This window comes from Amycolatopsis sp. QT-25 (assembly GCF_029369745.1).
GTDB lineage: Bacteria > Actinomycetota > Actinomycetes > Mycobacteriales > Pseudonocardiaceae > Amycolatopsis.
Window position 1 is genome coordinate 5,804,753 of sequence record NZ_CP120210.1, and the last position, 16,469, is coordinate 5,821,221.

Here is a 16,469-nt window from a genome sequence, read left to right on the forward strand (position 1 = left end):
GTCTCCGCTAGCTTGCCGCCATGGGTATCGAACTGGGCATGATCACGATCGACTGCGCGGATCCGCGCGGGCTCGCGGCGTTCTGGACGAAGGCGCTCGGCGTGGAGGTGGATCAGGACCACGACGGCGAGTTCCTGATCCTGCACCGTGAGGCGGAGCACGGGCCCGTGCTCGCGTTCCAGCGTGTGCCGGAGCCGCGCACCGGAAAGAACCGGGTCCATCTGGACTTCGGTACGGACGACCTGGAAAAGGAGGTGGACCGCCTGCTCGGACTGGGCGCGAAGAAGCTGGACGAGCACGAGATGCCGGGCATCGCCTGGACGGTGCTGGCCGACCCCGTCGGCAACGAATTCTGCGTGGCCACCCACGGCGGCTGAGGCCGGCCGGGACGGCCAGAATGGCGGCATGACGGAGCGAGCCATCCTGCCCTGGACCGACATCGAGCTGCCCGAGGGGCTGAGCGCGCGGCTCTACGACGGTACGGGGCCGCTGCCGGACGAGGGCCTCGATGACGTCGAGGTGTACGTGCTGCCGTACGACACCGGCATGGAGCCGGCGAAGCTGATCGCCCGGCTTCCGTCGGTGAAGCTCGTGCAGTCGCTGTCGGCCGGAGTGGAGAGGCTGATCCCGCTGGTGCCGGCGGGGGTGACGCTCGCCAACGGCCGCGGCCTGCACGACCTGAGCGTGGCCGAGCACGCGCTGGCGCTCATCCACGCGTCGCAGCGGGATCTGCCCCGCTGGTTCGCGCAGCAGGCGACGGCGTCGTGGGAGCGCGAGCACACGCGCTCCCTGGCCGACAGCCGGGTGTTGCTCGTCGGGTTCGGCTCGATCGGCCAGGCCATCGAGCGGCAACTGCTCGCGGCCGAAGCGGTCGTGACCAGGGTGGCGAGCACGGCGCGGCCCGGTGAGCAGGTGCACGGCGTCGGCGAACTGGCGGAACTGCTTCCGTCCGCCGACATCGTGGTCCTGATCCTGCCCGAAACCCCCTCGACGGTGGGCTTGTTCGGCGCCGCGGAACTCGCCGCGCTGCCGGACGGCGCCCTGGTGGTCAATGTCGGGCGGGGCTCGGCGATCGACACCGAGGCGCTGACCGCCGAGACCGGCTCCGGACGTTTGCGCGCCGCGCTGGACGTCGTCGACCCGGAGCCGCTGCCCGCCGGGCATCCACTGTGGACCACGCCGGGAGTGATCGTCACGCCGCATATCGCGGGCGGGTCCGCGTCGTTCTCTCCGCGCGCGAAGCGGCTGGTCGCCGAGCAGTTGCGCCGGTACGCCGCCGGTGCGGAGCCGCTGAACATCGTGAGCGGCTAGGCCGGTGGTCCAGGGGAAGGGTGGAGGTGCCGGGTCGCGGCCTCGGACGAGTTCCGTCCCCAAGCACGCGAGTTCCGTCTTCAAACACGCGAGTTCCGTCTCTGGACACGCGAATCGCGCCCTTTGCCGCAAAGGGAACCGTTCCGCCCGCCCGAGACCCCGGCCGCTACTGCCAGTGCGTCCGGTAAGCGAGCCAGTCGCGCATGGCCGCGGCGAGCCGGCGCTGCGCCGCGCGGACCCCGGTCGTCGCGGGCGGTTCCGGTAACCGGCTCGCTCGTTCGGCGTGTCCCGCCAGCGCGACGCCGAACGCGGTGACCGCCCAGACCGGGACGCCGGTGAGCACCGGGCGCCGCCGGAGCAGGCGGTCGACGTCGGCCGGCTCGTGGCCGGCGTCGAGCAGATACGGCACGAGCGCGACCAGATCGAGCCAGCCCGCCCCCCTCGCCGGATAACGCCAGTTCGTGACGAGAACCCTGCCCGAACCGGTCCGCATCAGATACTCGGGCTGGATGTCGTTGTGCAGCAACGTGTCCCCTGCCGACCAGGGATGCCAGGACGTCTCCAGCTGGGCGAGCCGGTCGAGGTTGCGGACGGCCCAGCCGTCGAGGTCGTCCGGCGGTTCCTTCGCCAGTTCGTGCCAACCACGCAGAAGCGGGCCGAGATCGTCGAGCGCGTCCGGGACGTCCGGCAGCGGGCACGGCGTGAGCGTGCGCCCGAGCGTGCCGAAGGTGGCCAGGACCGCGGAGAGGTCCGGCGACCCCGGGCGCAGGTTCGGCCTGGTGCCGTCGAAGTCGGCGAACGCGAGCACCAGCCAGTCCCCATCCACAAAGGACAGCAGGCTCGGCGTGGGTGCTTCCGCGGGCAGCCGCCGCGCGATGGCGGCCTCCGTCCGATAGCCGCCCGCTCGCGGGCTGACGGCCGGGATCGCCTTCAGGAAGACCCAGCGGTGATCCCGTTCGAGTTCGAGCCTCGCGGCGACGCCGCCGTCGAATTCCGGGGTCTGCCACAACGAACGGCGGACCGCCGAACCGAGCTCACGCTCCACGGCGTCACGCGTCGCCGACGGCAGGTCGTGCCAGCCGAGGCGTGCGGAAACCGGCAACGTCCTACCATCCCCACCGATCTCTCCGAGAAGATCGACTGTACCGAAATCCACCCTTTCGGGTGACAACCGGTCAGGTCGGGATGGGCTTCACGTACCCGCCCCAGCGCTGGAACTCCCTGAACCCGACCCGCTCGTAGACCCCGAGAGCACGGTGGTTGTTGTCCTGGTCGACGTTGAGCGAGGCCCGCTGGAACCCCTTGGCCTCGGCCTGGACGAGCGTGTGCCCGAGCAGCGCGCCCGCGATTCCGCGTCCGCGAAGGCTCGCGTCGGTCGCGACGTGACTGACGTACAGGTCCTTCACGCCCGTGGCGGCCGTGTCGGAGGCGAAGTGAGTGCTCAGCACCATCGCGACCACCCTGTCCCGCTCCGGGCTCAGCAGCAGGAACGACAGGTCCGGCTGGAAGTCCTTCGCGCCGACGACCAGATGCCGCCAAGCCTCCGGGGACTGTTCCGTGCTCCCCCAGTGGTCGGCGAAAGTCTCGTTACGCGACCGCAGCGTGAGGGCCTCGTACTTCTGCTCGTACGCGACGAGCGTGAACTCTGCGGGCAGCGGTTTCACCGGCGGAATCGAGCCGAGGTCGGCCCGCATGTCGACGAACCACCGGGCGTGCTCGTAGCCGGCGCCCGAGAGGACGTCGGTGAGCCATCGCTGCTTGGTGTTGGCCGAGGCGTGCAGTTCCAGCGGCACGTCCGGATGGGACGTCGCGTGGAGCTTCCTGCCCGCCTCCTCGAACCAGCTGGTGAGGCGCGCGGCGAGCGCGGCGTCGCGGTACGCGGGGTGGACGACCGTCTCGACCCGCATCATGTGCACCGGATCCGCCGCGTCACGCTTCCTGAGCAGACCGTAGGCGACCAGAGTTTCCCCATCCCAGGCGCTGGTGGACGCCGTCGGCAGATCGACGGTCGGCGTACCGATCTCCTCGGCGAGATCGTCCGCGCTGTAGTGCTCCTCGATCGGCTCGACACGCTCCGCCTCGGCGAAGGTCTCGGCCAGTCGCGGCATGTCGTCCATGGTCAGCGGGCGCCAGGTCAGGCTCATGCGGACGAGGCTAAGCCCGCGCCTCGGGCTGACGCATTGCATTTAGTTACGCTTCCGTGGTGCTCGTGCTCCTGCCCCCTTCCGAAACCAAGGCCGCCGGCGGCACCGGCGCGCCGCTGGACCTCGGCGCCCTGTCGTTCCCGGAACTGAATCCGACCAGGGCGAAGCTGGCGGACGCGCTGGCCGAACTGGCGGGCGACGTCCCGGTCAGTGTCGCCGCGCTCGGGATCACGCCGCGGCAGGCCGACGAGGTCGCCCGCAACGCCGAGCTGTGGACCTCGCCCACGATGCCCGCGCTGCGCCGCTACACCGGCGTCCTCTACGACGCGCTCGGCGTGAAGTCCTTCACCAAGGCGACGCTCGCGAAGGCCGAGAAACGTCTTGCCGTCGCTTCGGCGCTGTTCGGGGTGGTCGCGGCGACCGACCCGATTCCCGCCTACCGGCTTTCCGGTGGCAACGCGCTGCCGTCGCTCGGCACCGTCCGCAGCGTGTGGAAACCGGTCCTCGAACCGGTGCTCCGGAATATCGAGGGGCTCGTCGTCGATCTGCGTTCCGGGACCTACTCGGCGCTGGCGAAGCTCCGTCCGGACGCGGTGACGGTGCGCGTCGTGACCGAGGACGCGAAGGGCAACCGGACCACGGTGAGCCATTTCAACAAGGCCTACAAGGGACGGCTGGCCGCGGAGCTGGTGAAGTCGCGCAGCGAACCGTCCACTGTGGAACAACTGATGCGGGTGCTGTCGAAGGCGGGTCTCGACGTCGAACGCACCGGGGAACACACTGTGGAGCTGCTCACCGGGGACGCGGTGCATTAGTTCCGTACCCCTACGGGTTCCTTCCTCGATTGTTCCGCCAGGTGCACCTGCGGACAGTGATTTCCAGCCACCTGGAAAGGAACCACCGTGAACAGAAGACAACGGCTACTGGGGGTCGCCACCGCCGCCCTCGGTTGCCTCTCGGTCCTCCTGCCCGCGCCCGCGGCCGCCGCGAACCTGCCCGCCGTCACCCCGACGGATCAAGCGGTCGTCCCCGGCGGACCGCACACGAACTCCATCGGCGGCACCCCCGCTTCGGTCAAGGACCACCCGTTCATCATCGCGGGCCTGCGCGAAGGCGGGACGCGGCCACAGGGTCAGACGTGCACCGGTTCGGTCGTCGCGCCGCGCAAGATCCTGATCGCCGCGCACTGCAAGGACGCCGCGGGCGAGAAGTCCTTCCTCTACGGATTGGACGATCTCAACGCCGGTGGCGGAACACGCATCGGTGTCGTCAGCTACGAAAAACACCCGAAGTACGTCAACTTCGACCAGGGCTACGACGTCGCGGTGGTCACCACCGACGCGGACATCCCGGTGCCGGGTGGCCAGTACGCGAAGGTCGCGACCTCGGCCGACACCGAGTCGCACAAGCCGGGCAGATCCGGGCTCGGGCTCGGCTACGGCAAGAAGGACCACAACGACGACACCCGCAACGTCGAACTGCACAAGTTCACCCTGCCGATCGTGCCGGGCAGCAACTGCGACGGTGTCGGCGCGGGTTTCCAAGACGCCACGATGATCTGCAGCGGCTACAGCGACGGCCACGTCACGATCCTGCCCGGCGACAGCGGCGGGCCGCTGATCGTGGACGGCAAGATCGTCGGTGTCGCGTCCTGGAGCCGCAGCGACTTCAAGTGGTACAGCGTGTACGGCAGGCTCAACAACGAAATGGGCGACTGGGTCAAGCAGCAGATCGGCGAGCCGCAGAACCCGGAGACGTTCTCGCTCGGGGTGACGCCGTCCGCGCTCAAGGTGGAGCCGGGCAAGTACGTGTCCGCCACGGTGACCAGCAAACCCGGCAAGAACGGCGCGGAGAAGGTCGAGCTCAGCGCTTCGGGACTGCCCGCGGGCGCGACCGCGACGTTCCAGCCCACGTCCATCACCTCGGGTGAGTCGGCGAAGGTGACCATCGAGATTGCCGCCGGGACGGCCGAAAACGACTACGCCGTCACGATCTCGGGCAGGGGCACCACCGACACCGCGACCACGAACCTGACCCTGGCCGTCGGCAACGGCGGGCCGCAGCCCGCTGAGCTCAAGGTGGGCCTGAGCCCTGCCGTCGGAACGTCGCAGCCCGGCTTCTTCAGCAACGTCAAGGTTTCCGTTACCGGCGGGACGGACGCGATCACGTTGTCGGCGTCCGGGCAGGGACTGCCGTTCGCGCCGTTCTTCACCCCGAAGACGATCTCGAGCGGGGGCAGTTCGACCATGCAGGTGGTCGCGCCGTTCCAGCGCGGCACGTACCCGGTGACCGTCACCGCGACGGACTCGGCGGGCAAGACCGCCACCGCCGTCTACACCCTCACCGTCCAGTAGCGGGCGCTTCGCGCGTGAAGGCCTCTTTCCCTCGGCTGAGCCTGGGGAAAGAGGCCTTCACGCGCTTGCGAGCACCGCCATGGCGGCATTGTGCCCGGGGATGCCGGAGACACCGCCGCCCCGGACGGCCCCGGCACCGCAGAGCAGCACCCGCTCGTGCGCGGTTTCGACCCCCCAAAGCCCCACCTGAGCGGCATCCGCGGCGTACGGCCAAGACAGATCGCGATGGAAGATGTGTCCCGCGGGCAGCCCCAGTTCGGCTTCGAGGTCCAGCGGCGTCTTAGCCTCGACGCACAACCCGCCGTCCGGTGAACGCAGCACGCAGTCCTCGATCGGTTCGGCCAGCACACTGTCCAAAGAGGACAACGTCGCCCGCAACGCCTCCTCGCGCGCGGCGTCGTTGCGTCCTTCGAACAGCCGCGCGGGCATGTGCAGCCCGAACAACGTCAGCGTCTGCACCCCGGCGGACTGTTCGGCCGGGCCGAGGATCGACGGGTCGGTCAGCGAATGACAGTAGATCTCGCACGGCGGCAGCGACGGGATCCGGCCCGCGGTGGCCTCGGTGTGAGCCGTCGCCAGCTGCTCGTAACCCTCGTTGACATGGAACGTGCCGCCGAACGCCTCACGGGGATCGACGCCGGGATCCCGCAGCCGCGGCAGCCGTGACAGCACCATGTTCACCTTGAGCTGCGCGCCTTCCGGCGCCTCCGGCGGCTCCTCCCCCAGCAAGCGCGCGAGCACCCGGGGCGCGACGTTCGACAGCACGTGCCCGCCGCGCACGGTGAATTCGTCGTCGCCGAGGCGGTAACGCACCGACCCGCCGGGATCGATCGACAGCACCTCGGCCCCGGTGACCAGCCGCGCGCCCGCCGTCCGCGCGGCCGAAGCGAGCGCGCCGGTCACCGCGCCCATCCCGCCCACCGGCACGTCCCAGTCGCCGGTCTCGTTGCCGATCACGTGGTAGAGCAGGCACAGGTTCTGCCGGAAGTCGCCGGCGCCGGCGAAGGTGCCGATCAGCGCGTCGGTCAGGACGACGCCGCGCACGGTGTCGTCGCCGAACATGCCGGTGAGCGTCTCCGAGATCGGCCGTTCGAACAGCGCGTCCCACGCCTCCGGCTCGATGCCCGAGCGCAGCTCCTCCCTCGACACCAGCGGTTCGGTCAGGGTGGGGAACGTCCGTTCCGCGACCTGGGCCGTCATCGCGTAGAACCGCCGCCACGCCTCGAAGTCCTTGGTGGACCCGGTGAGCGCGGAGAACGACGCCGCCGTACGGCCGTCGTCGCCCGTGTCGACAAGGAGACCGCCAGGGCCGACAGGCGTGTACGAAGACATGCGCCGCCGCCGGAGGTCGAGACCGAGCCCGAGGTCCGCGATGATCTCGCGCGGCAGCAGGCTGACCAGATACGAGTACCGCGACAGCCGGACGTCGACGCCGGGAAAGGCACGGAAGGAGACCGCCGCCCCGCCGACCTCGTCCCGGCGTTCGAGCACCAGCACCGAGCGACCGGCCCTGGCCAGATAGGCCGCCGCCACCAGGCCGTTGTGCCCGCCACCGGCGATCACGGCGTCGAACGACTCCATACGAGACCTCCCAGCGAAAACGACAGTGCGCCGCGGTCATCGTGACCGCGGCGCACCGCCGTTCGCAAGGACTCAGAAGGTGATGGAGAAGCCTTCGATCGTCCCGCTGTCGAACCGGTGGACGTCACGGACCCGCAGCTTCCAGGTCCCGTTCGCCGGTTCGGAGGAGGCGTTCACCGTGTACGACGTGTGCACGCCGTCCGCCTCGCTCGTCCCTCCCGCCTGCTTGAGGCCGAACACCGCACCGCTCGGCCCGATCAGGTCTATCGCCAGGTCACCGGTGTAGGTGTGCGCGATGTCGACCTTGACCGGCAGCGTCGCCGACGCCTTGCCGTCGCAGCCTTCCTGCGTCACCGAACTGGTCACCGCGTCACCGGCGTCCGGAATGGACACCGGTGTCGTGTTCGACTTGATCCCGCACGCCGGTGCGGGGCCACCGCCGCCGATGAACGACACGTTCAGCAGTTTGTTGACCGTGCCGGACGGCAGTCCCTTGAGCACGCCGTCGGAGGCGTTGTTCACCAGCGCGTCCCGCGTCCGCTGCGCGGTGGCGCCGGGATTCGCGGCGAGGTACAGCGCCGCCGCCCCGGCCACGTGCGGCGTGGCCATCGACGTCCCGCTCATGTTCGCCGAACCACCGTCGGACGTGGACAGCGACGTGATGTCGCTGCCAGGGGCGAAGACGTCCACGCACGAACTGTGGTTGGAGAACGAGGATTTGGTGTCACTCTGGTCCGAGGCGCCGACCGTGATCGCCTCGGGGATCCGGGCCGGGCTGACGTTGCAGGCGTTCTGGTTCTCGTTGCCCGCCGCCACCACGTAGACGACGCCCGCCGCGATGGACTTCTTGACGACGTCGTCGCCGAGCCCGACCTGGTCCATCCGCAGGCTGAGGTTCGCCACCGCCGGTTTGGTGCCGTTCGCGGTCAGCCATTCCGCCGCGTCCACGATGGCGGAGTCGGGACCGTTGCCCGAACAGTCGTTGCCCAGCACCTTCAGCCCGACGAGCTTGACCTTCTTCGCCACGCCGTAGGTCTTGCTGCCGATGGTGCCCGCGGTGTGACTGCCGTGCCCGTTGCAGTCCTTCCCGTTGCCGCCCACGAAGTCCTTGCCGATGGACGCGCGCCCCTCGTACTCCGGGTTCTCCGGGTTGATCCCGGTGTCGAGGTCGTACGCGGTGACACCCGCACCCGTGTTCGGGTAGGTGTACTTCTTGTCCAGCGGCAGGTTCTTCTGGTCGACGCGGTCGAGTCCCCAGGTCGGGCCGGTCTGCGTGCCGGCGGCACGCGCGGTGCCGTCCTCGTAGACCGCCTTGACCGCCGGATCGGCCGCGAGCCGGCGAGCCTGCCGCTCGGACATCCCCTTCACCGAGAAACCGCGCAGCACGTTCTTGTACGCCGACCGGACCTCGCCGCCGTAGCGGACGGCCAGCGCGGCCGAGGACTGCTCGACCGCCAGGGCACCGGCCTCGTGGAGCTCCACGATGTACTGCTCGCCGTAGTGCTGTTTCGCCTGCACGACAACGCCTTCCGCCTCCGCGGCGAGGGCGTTGCCCGCGGCGAGCGTGGCCAGCGCGGTGGCCGCGACGGCCACCACACCGGCCCGCACGCCGCGCCGCATCAGAGACCCGCCACGTTCAACAGCTTGTTGGTCGAACCGGTGCCCGGGCTCTTGACGACACCGCTGGTGGCGGCGTTGGCGAGGCCGGAGGCGACGGTGGCGGGGGTGGCCGACGGGTTCGAGGTCAGGTAGATCGCGGCCGCGCCGGCGACGTGCGGCGTCGCCATCGAGGTGCCGCTCATCTGCTGGGTGCCGCCACCGTTGCGCACCGACGTGATGTTGGTGCCCGGCGCGAAGATGTCGGTGCAGCTGCCGTAGTTCGAGAACGAGGACCGGCGGTCGTCGCTCTGGGTGGCGTTGACGGTGATCGCCTCACGAACGCGGGCCGGGCTGGTGCCGCAGGCGTCGGTGTTGGAATTACCGGAGGCCACCGTGTTGGTGATGCCCGCGGCCACGGCGCGGCGCACGGCGGCGTCGACCCCGGAGTCGGCCGGGCCACCGAGGCTCATGGTGAGCACCGACGGGCCCTTGGCGTTCTTCGCGACCCAGTCGATCCCGCTGATGATCTGCGAGTACTGGCCGCTGCCCTGGCAGTTCAGCACGCGGACCGAGACGATCTTGGCGCCCTTGGCGACGCCGTAGGTGGCGCTGCCGACGGTGCCGGCGACGTGCGTGCCGTGGCCCTGGCAGTCGCGGGCGTCGCTGTCGTTGTCGATGAAGTCGTACCCGCTGGTCGCGCGGCCGCCGAATTCGGCCTGGCGGTAGTCGACACCGGTGTCGAGGACGTAGACGGTCGCCCCGGATCCGTCGTTCGGGTAGGTGTACTTCTTGTCCAGCGGCAGGTTCTTCTGGTCGATCCGGTCGAGGCCCCAGGTCGGGTTGGTCTGGGTGCCGGTCATGTGCGCGACCGCGTCCTGCTGGACGAAGTCGACGTTCGGGTCGGCCGCGAGCCGTTTGGCCTGCGCCTCGGTCATCTTCGCCGAGAAGCCGTTCAGCGCGGCGGTGTAGACAGCTTTCACCTGGCCGCCGTACTTGGCCGCGAGACCGGCGTCGCCGCTCTTCAGCGAGACGATGTACCCGTCCGTGACGGCTCCCGGCACACCGGCGCCGCGGATCTGTCCCTCGGCGGCCGTGGCCGATCCGGTGAAGGCCAGCGAGGCCGTCACACAAGCCCCGGCGAGTACCGCACCCGCGATGCGGTGACGTCGAAGTTCTCCACGCATTTCCTGAGCTCCGTTCACTCGAACAGGTGATTCGCGCCGGCCAGAGTTCGCTCCGGCGCCGTGACGTGCAGTCACGCTGCACTCACTTTCGGGTGGAGGGACCTGCGCGAACAAGCGAGGCAACGGTCCGTAGGACTACGTATCTATTAGGTGAAACCCAGGGAAACCCTCGGTCCCTACGAAAGTTCCGTGACGGTCCGAGCGGGTTCCGTGATCACTAAGCAGGCGCTTAAGCTGCGTTCACTCGAACGGTGTGGTTCGTGAAGCGGGGGTGACCCGGCATGGTGATCGGTGACTGCCGACGCAGGACGAGTTCGCCGGTACTCGTCGGCCGTGAGACGGAACTGAGCGAGCTCCTCGACGGCGCGATGCGTTCGCCGTCGGTGCTCATGCTCGAAGGGGAAGCCGGCGTGGGCAAGACCCGGCTCGCCACCGCCCTGCTGGCGCGCCCGGAACTGGCCGGACGACCGGTGCTCACCGGAATCTGCCAGCCACTGCGCGAGCCCTTCCCGTACGGCGTGGTCTTCGACGCGCTGAAGGACGCCCGCCCCGCGCGCGACCTCAACCCGGTGACCGGTGTCCTGGCGCCCTACCTGCCGGAACTCGCGGACTTCCTGCCGCAGCCGCCACCGCGGCTCGGTGATCCGCGAGCCGAACGGCACCGGCTCTTCCGCGCCGTCCGGGAACTGCTCGGTTCACTGGGGCCACACGTCCTGCTCGTCGAAGACCTGCACTGGGCGGACGACGGTTCCCGGCGACTGCTGCGGTTCCTGATGACCGACCCGCCCGCCGGCCTGACCCTCGTGCTCACCTACCGGCGTGAAGAGACGCCCGGCGGCATCCCGCTCGGCAGCGCGTACCGGCCCGCTCCCGGCACCGCGCACGCGCTCGTCACCCTTCGCCCACTGGACCGCGACGGCGTCCAGTCGCTGGTGTCGGGCCTGCTCGGCGGGGCGAACGTCTCGGCCGAGTTCGCCGCGCGGCTGCACGAGCGGACCGCCGGGATCCCGTTCGTGGTCGAAGAGACCGTGCACGCGATCGGCGACGTGGAGGCGGTGGTCCACGCCGACGGCGCGACCGCGCGGCGGCTGCTCGACACGGTCGAAGTCCCCGCCTTGCTGAGGGAGGCGACGGTCGAACGTCTCGTCGCGCTGCCGCCGGCCGCCCGGCGGATCACCGAGGCCGCCGCCGTCCTCGGCACACCGTCCACCGCGGACCTGCTGACCGCGGTGGCCGCCCTCACCCCCGAACGCGGCCATCGCGCGCTCGTCCTCGCCCTCGAACGCAACGTCTTGCTGGAGACGGGCGAAGGCACGTACGACTTCCGGCACGCCTTCGCCCGGCAAGCCGTGTACCGCACCATCCCCGGCCCGGACCGCCAGGAACTGCACCGGCGGGCCGCGCGGCTGCTGCGCGATCGCCTCCCGCAGTCGCTGGTGCGGCTCGCCGAGCACTGCCGCAAGGCGGGCGACCGGGCCGGCGCGCTGAAGTACGGCGAAGCGGCCGCCGATCAGGCGTCGACGGTCGGTGATCTCGCCACCGCGACGGATCTGCTCCGCACCCTGCTCGACGAACCGGGGCTGCAACCGTCCGATGTGGACAGACTGGCGGTCAAGTTCAGTTCGGTGGCGTGCAACGGCCTCGCGCAGACCGAAGTCGTCCCGGCGCTCGAGCGGCTCCTGACCGACGGCAGGCTCTCCGGACGGCTGAGCGGCGAGGTCCGGCTCGGGCTCGGGCTCCTGCTGGTGCGCCAGGCGGGCGGGCTGGAGGCGGCGAGGACCGAGATCGAGATCGCGGTCAACGACCTAGCCGACCGGCCCGACCTGGCCGGACGCGGGATGGGCGTCCTCGCTCAACCCTGGGTCGGCGCGACCCCGCTGCGGGAACACCGGCGCTGGATGGACCGGGTGGACGAGCTCATCGAGCGGGCAACCGACCGGCGGCTGAAGATCATCCTGCTGGCCAACAACGCGGCGTCGCGGCTGCACATCGGGGACGCGCGTGGCTGGGCCATGCTGGACCGGGCACCCACCAGCGTCGGTTCCGCCGACGAACAGCGGCATCTGGCGCGGCTGCACTGCAACAGCGCCGACGCGTGTGCCTGGACGGGCCACCACCGGCGGGCGAAGAGCCTGCTGCGCAGCGGGATGCAGCTGGCCGCAGACTGCGGGGCGCCGTACGTCGTCAGCACCGCCCGCGCGACGGCCGTCCACACCGACTGGCTCACCGGGAACTGGGACGGGCTCGCCGAACGGGCGGGCGCGCTGATCGACGAGTACCGCGATCTCCTGCCGGTGACCAGCGAACTGTGCCTGGTGCTCGGCCTGCTCGCCGCCGCCCGCGGTGAATGGGACGAGGCCACGGCCCGGTTCGCCGGCACCGCGGCGGACCAGCCGGAGAACGCGTTCACCCCGGTCGCGATCGCCGCGCACGCCGGGATGGCGGGCATGCTGCTCGCGCAGGACCTCGGCGAGGCCGCCGTCGCGCAGGCCGAAAAGGGATTGGAACTCCTGCGCGCCAAGGGTGTCTGGGCGTGGGGCGCCGATCTGGTCATGGCCGCCGTCGACGCGTACTGCGTCACCGGGCGGGACGTCGAGGCACAGGCGCTGACCGACGAGTTCGAACGCGAGATCGGCGGCCTCGACGCGCCGTCGACCCGCGCCGCGCTGGCCGCGAACCGCGGGCTCGTCGCGGCGTCCCGCGGCGACCACGCGGAGGCGATCGAGGCCTTCGAGCAGGCACGGACCCGCTTCGAGGCCCTCCCCGCGCCGTATCACGCGGCGCTGATCGCCGAACGGGCCGCACGCTGCCGCCTGGCGTGCACCGAGAACGTCGCGGAGACGTTCGCGGCGCTCGCGGAGACCTTCGACCACCTGGGCGCGACCCGCGACGCCGCACGCTGCCGCCACGCCTTCCGGTCCACCGGCGCGGTCGCCCCCTCCCGACGCGGCCGCCGGGGCTACGGCGACGAACTGTCCCCGCGTGAGCGTGACGTCGCCCGGCTGCTGACCGCCGGGCACACCAACCGGGAGATCGCCGAGGTGCTGTTCCTGTCCCGGCGCACGGTGGAACAGCACGTCGCGAGCGTGCTGCGGAAGCTGAAGGTCCGCTCGCGGAGCGAACTGACCGGGCTGCGGTCGGCGTAGACGCGTCTGCCGGGCCTAAGTACATGAAGGCCCCCTTCCTGTACTTAGGCGCAAGGAAGGGGGCCTTCATGTACGGGGAAAGGTGTGCAGGACCCGCCGACCTTCCAGCCTCGAGAATTAAATCGGTTGCGGGGGGCGCGGGGCGTCCGCGATGATCGTGCGCGATCCGGCAGGGAGCCGGTGGATGCGACAGGGAGGTGCCTCGTGCTGATGACTGTCCGGGGCCTTGGCCGCCCCCATCCACTCGCCCCTCGCGGCTGAGCCACGACGCTCGCCCGGTGGGGCATCCCTGACTAGGAGAACCCACCAGTGCGCAAGCACGATCTCGAAGAAGAAAACCACAGCCGTCCCAGCCGTACCCGTCGTCGCCGGTTCGACGACGAACCCGAGCCCGCCCGCGGCGGACGGCTCACCGAAGCCGAACGCGTCCGGCTCGCCCGGCTGCGTGAGGACGCCTACACCGAGACCGCCATCCCCGACGGCGCCGACCGTTGGAGCACCTGGGGAGAGGCGGAGCACGGGCCGCTTCCCCGGCCCGGCTGGGTGATCACCGAACTTGCGGCGGTGGACACCGAACTCGGCGTCCTCAAAACCGGCAAGGAGGCGGACGTCCACCTCGTCCGGCGCAACCTGCCCGGCACCGAGGGCACCGTGCTCGCGGCCAAGCGGTATCGCAGCGGCGAGCACCGGTTGTTCCATCGCGACGCCGGCTACCTCGAAGGCAGGCGGATGCGGCGGTCGCGGGAGATGCGGGCCATGGAGTCGCGCAGCAGCTTCGGCCGCAACCTCATCGCCGAACAGTGGGCGGTGGCCGAATTCGGCGCGCTGAGCAAGCTCTGGACGGTGGGTGCGCCGGTGCCGTACCCGGTGCAGCGCGACGGTACCGAACTGCTGCTGGAGTTCCTCGGCGACGGCGAGACGGCGGCGCCGCGGCTGGCACAGGTCCGGCCGGAGCCCGAACAGTTGCGGGAACTGTGGTTCCAGACCGCGGCGATGCTGGAACTGCTGGCGTCGCAAGGGCTCGCGCACGGCGATCTCTCGGCGTACAACCTGTTGGTCCACCGGGACCGGATCATGGTGATCGACCTGCCGCAGGTGGTCGACATCGTGGCCAATCCCGGCGGGCTCGAGTTCCTCGCGCGGGACGTGCGCAACATCGCCACGTGGTTCCACTCGCGAGGGCTGCCGGAGCGGCTCACGGCCGTCCCGGAACTGATCGGGGAACTGCGGGAGATGGCCGGTCTCCGCTGACCGTCCACAGTGTCACGAAAGGGTCGTTCCCGGCACAGCACGTCGGGATCGGCCCTTTCTCGACGAGCCGGGAGAAGCCGCCGTGGAGACCCTGCCCACAATCGGTCCCTCCCGTTGGGAGGCCGGATAACGGTCCGGTACAGTAGTGCTAGACCGCAACCGGCGGCGTGGATGAGTGGTGTCCGTCGCCTCCAAAGCCAACCGAATGGCTCGCGGTATCCGTATCAACCAATTGGCGCGCGGTGTCATGCAGACGCGGTGTGCCGGGTTCGTCCCTGTGAACGCCCATCTGTGCACACCATCTTGCCTGCCTGCGTGCGGGCAGCCCCGGGCCTCCTTGCGACGTGCCACGTCCGAGAGGCATTTGTGACAGTCACGTTCAATTCCGGCCACACCTCACCGTCGGCCAGGCAGCACCGCAAGCCGCGCACCCGCCCCGCGGGTGACGCGATGCTGCACGACGACGCCGTCGAGAGTGTCAAGGCCACCACCTGGGCGGAGCTCGGGCTTCCCGAGCCGCTGCTGCGGGCACTGGCCGACGCCGGTATCACCACCCCGTTCCCGATCCAGTCGGCGACCATCCCCGACGCGCTCGCCGGCCGCGACGTGCTGGGCCGCGCCCAGACCGGTTCCGGCAAGACCCTGGCCTTCGGCCTCGCGATGCTGACCCGGCTCAACGGCGGCCGCGCCCGGCCGAAGCACCCGCGTGCGCTGATCCTGGTCCCGACCCGCGAGCTGGCCATGCAGGTCGCCGACTCGCTGACCCCACTGGCCAAGTCCCTCGGCCTGTGGTGCCGCACCGCCGTCGGCGGCATGGCCTTCACCCGCCAGGCCGACGCGCTTTCCCGCGGCGTCGACCTGCTGATCGCCACCCCCGGCCGGCTGTCGGACCACGTCCGACAGGGCACCGCGTCGCTGTCGGACTGCACCTTCATCGCGCTCGACGAAGCCGACCAGATGGCCGACATGGGCTTCATGCCGCAGGTCCGCGAGATCCTCGACCTGACCCCGCGTGACGGCCAGCGCCTGCTGTTCTCCGCCACCCTCGACGGTGACGTCGACCGCCTGGTCCGCGCGTATCTGACCAACCCGGTCACGCACTCGGTCGCCCCGTCGACCGCCAGCGTCACCACCATGGACCACCACGTGCTCCAGGTGTCGCACCAGGACAAGCAGGACATCATCACCGAGATCGGCGCCCGCGAGGGCCGCACGATCATGTTCGTCCGCACCAAGCACCACGTGGACCGCCTCACCGAGCGCCTGCGTGAGAAGGGCGTCCACGCGGCCGCGCTGCACGGCGGCAAGACCCAGGGCCAGCGCAACCGGGTCCTCGCGGACTTCAAGGAAGGCTTCGCCCCGGTCCTCGTCGCCACGGACGTCGCCGCACGCGGTATCCACGTCGACGACATCTCGCTGGTGCTGCACGTCGACCCGGCCGCCGACCACAAGGACTACCTGCACCGCGCCGGCCGCACCGCGCGCGCCGGGGCGTCCGGTGTCGTGGTCACGCTGGTCACCCACGACCAGCGCCGCATGGTGCGCCGGATGACCGACCGCGCCGGTGTCCGCGCCGAGCAGACCACGGTCCGCCCTGGCGACGCCGAGCTCGCTCGCATCACCGGTGCGCAGCAGCCCAGCGGCGAGCCGGTCGTCGAGCGTCGCCGTGAGTCGCCGCGTCGTGGCGGTGGCCGCGGTTACGGTGGCGGCGACCGCGGTGGTTACCAGGGCTCCCGCGAGGGTCACGGTCACCGCGAAGGCGGCCGTCCCGGCGGCTTCCGCGGCCGCCCGCGTCGTGGCGAGTCCGGTGGCGGCAGCGGCCGTCCGCAGCGTCCGGGCGGTCGCCCGCGTCGCAGCTACGACAGCTGACCCGACCGACGCCGGTCCCTCCGGCGGGCT

General features: G+C 70.5%; 12 protein-coding genes. 7 read left to right on the forward strand and 5 right to left on the reverse strand.

The window, feature by feature from the left end; genetic code table 11:
* Positions 1-20: 20 nt before the first annotated feature.
* Positions 21-377, forward strand: coding sequence for a VOC family protein (locus P3102_RS26920; RefSeq protein ID WP_276362769.1), 357 nt, complete (start codon positions 21-23; stop codon positions 375-377).
* Between the two features lie 28 nt (positions 378-405).
* A complete protein-coding gene (locus P3102_RS26925; RefSeq protein WP_276362771.1) occupies positions 406-1,311 on the forward strand; it encodes a 2-hydroxyacid dehydrogenase in 906 nt (301 codons plus the stop codon).
* 166 nt (positions 1,312-1,477) lie between these two features.
* Here the strand turns inward: P3102_RS26925 and P3102_RS26930 are convergent, their stop codons facing one another.
* Both P3102_RS26930 and P3102_RS26935 read right to left on the reverse strand, forming a co-directional pair.
* On the reverse strand, positions 1,478-2,413 hold the full coding sequence (locus P3102_RS26930; protein ID WP_276362772.1) for an aminoglycoside phosphotransferase: 936 nt from the start codon (positions 2,411-2,413) through the stop codon (positions 1,478-1,480).
* 73 nt (positions 2,414-2,486) lie between these two features.
* Positions 2,487-3,455 carry a GNAT family N-acetyltransferase gene (locus tag P3102_RS26935; protein ID WP_276362774.1) on the reverse strand — a complete coding sequence of 323 codons (969 nt, stop codon included), beginning with the start codon at positions 3,453-3,455 and terminating at the stop codon, positions 2,487-2,489.
* A 59-nt stretch (positions 3,456-3,514) separates the two neighbouring features.
* Between P3102_RS26935 and yaaA the strand changes: the two genes are divergently transcribed.
* Together yaaA and P3102_RS26945 are read left to right on the forward strand one after the other, a co-directional pair.
* Entirely contained in the window at positions 3,515-4,270 is a 756-nt protein-coding gene (gene yaaA, locus P3102_RS26940) for a peroxide stress protein YaaA (RefSeq protein WP_276362776.1), read from the forward strand.
* A gap of 87 nt (positions 4,271-4,357) precedes the next feature.
* Positions 4,358-5,809, forward strand: coding sequence for a trypsin-like serine protease (locus P3102_RS26945; protein ID WP_276362777.1), 1,452 nt, complete (start codon positions 4,358-4,360; stop codon positions 5,807-5,809).
* Between the two features lie 57 nt (positions 5,810-5,866).
* Here the strand turns inward: P3102_RS26945 and P3102_RS26950 are convergent, their stop codons facing one another.
* The 3 genes from P3102_RS26950 to P3102_RS26960 form a co-directional block, all read right to left on the reverse strand.
* Positions 5,867-7,390: an NAD(P)/FAD-dependent oxidoreductase gene (locus tag P3102_RS26950; protein ID WP_276362779.1), complete on the reverse strand. Its 1,524-nt coding sequence runs from the start codon at positions 7,388-7,390 to the stop codon at positions 5,867-5,869.
* Positions 7,391-7,462: 72 nt separating this feature from the next.
* Complete coding sequence (locus P3102_RS26955) at positions 7,463-9,010, reverse strand: S8 family serine peptidase (protein ID WP_276362780.1); 1,548 nt, start codon at positions 9,008-9,010, stop codon at positions 7,463-7,465.
* Positions 9,010-10,173, reverse strand: a complete 1,164-nt coding sequence (locus tag P3102_RS26960) for a S8 family peptidase (RefSeq protein ID WP_276362783.1) — start codon at positions 10,171-10,173, stop codon at positions 9,010-9,012. Before P3102_RS26960 ends, P3102_RS26955 begins: the two co-directional genes overlap by 1 nt.
* A 281-nt stretch (positions 10,174-10,454) precedes the next feature.
* Between P3102_RS26960 and P3102_RS26965 the strand changes: the two genes are divergently transcribed.
* The 3 genes from P3102_RS26965 to P3102_RS26975 all read left to right on the forward strand — a co-directional run bounded on the left by P3102_RS26965 (position 10,455) and on the right by P3102_RS26975 (position 16,439).
* Positions 10,455-13,319: a LuxR family transcriptional regulator gene (locus P3102_RS26965; RefSeq protein WP_276362784.1), complete on the forward strand. Its 2,865-nt coding sequence runs from the start codon at positions 10,455-10,457 to the stop codon at positions 13,317-13,319.
* 309 nt (positions 13,320-13,628) lie between these two features.
* On the forward strand, positions 13,629-14,570 hold the full coding sequence (locus tag P3102_RS26970; RefSeq protein ID WP_276362786.1) for an RIO1 family regulatory kinase/ATPase: 942 nt from the start codon (positions 13,629-13,631) through the stop codon (positions 14,568-14,570).
* 366 nt (positions 14,571-14,936) lie between these two features.
* The gene (locus P3102_RS26975; protein WP_276362787.1) at positions 14,937-16,439 is read left to right on the forward strand and encodes a DEAD/DEAH box helicase; all 1,503 of its coding nucleotides are present in this window, start codon (positions 14,937-14,939) and stop codon (positions 16,437-16,439) included.
* The last annotated feature ends 30 nt before the right edge of the window (positions 16,440-16,469 follow it).

Bases quoted from the DNA above. Each gene is read 5' to 3' on its own strand.
- P3102_RS26965 (WP_276362784.1), top strand. From the start codon at position 10,455: ATGGTGATCGGTGACTGCCGACGCAGGACGAGTTCGCCGGTACTCGTC.
- P3102_RS26950 (WP_276362779.1), bottom strand. From the start codon at position 7,390: ATGGAGTCGTTCGACGCCGTGATCGCCGGTGGCGGGCACAACGGCCTG.
- P3102_RS26925 (WP_276362771.1), top strand. From the start codon at position 406: ATGACGGAGCGAGCCATCCTGCCCTGGACCGACATCGAGCTGCCCGAG.
- P3102_RS26955 (WP_276362780.1), bottom strand. From the start codon at position 9,010: ATGCGGCGCGGCGTGCGGGCCGGTGTGGTGGCCGTCGCGGCCACCGCG.
- P3102_RS26935 (WP_276362774.1), bottom strand. From the start codon at position 3,455: ATGAGCCTGACCTGGCGCCCGCTGACCATGGACGACATGCCGCGACTG.
- P3102_RS26960 (WP_276362783.1), bottom strand. From the start codon at position 10,173: ATGCGTGGAGAACTTCGACGTCACCGCATCGCGGGTGCGGTACTCGCC.
- P3102_RS26920 (WP_276362769.1), top strand. From the start codon at position 21: ATGGGTATCGAACTGGGCATGATCACGATCGACTGCGCGGATCCGCGC.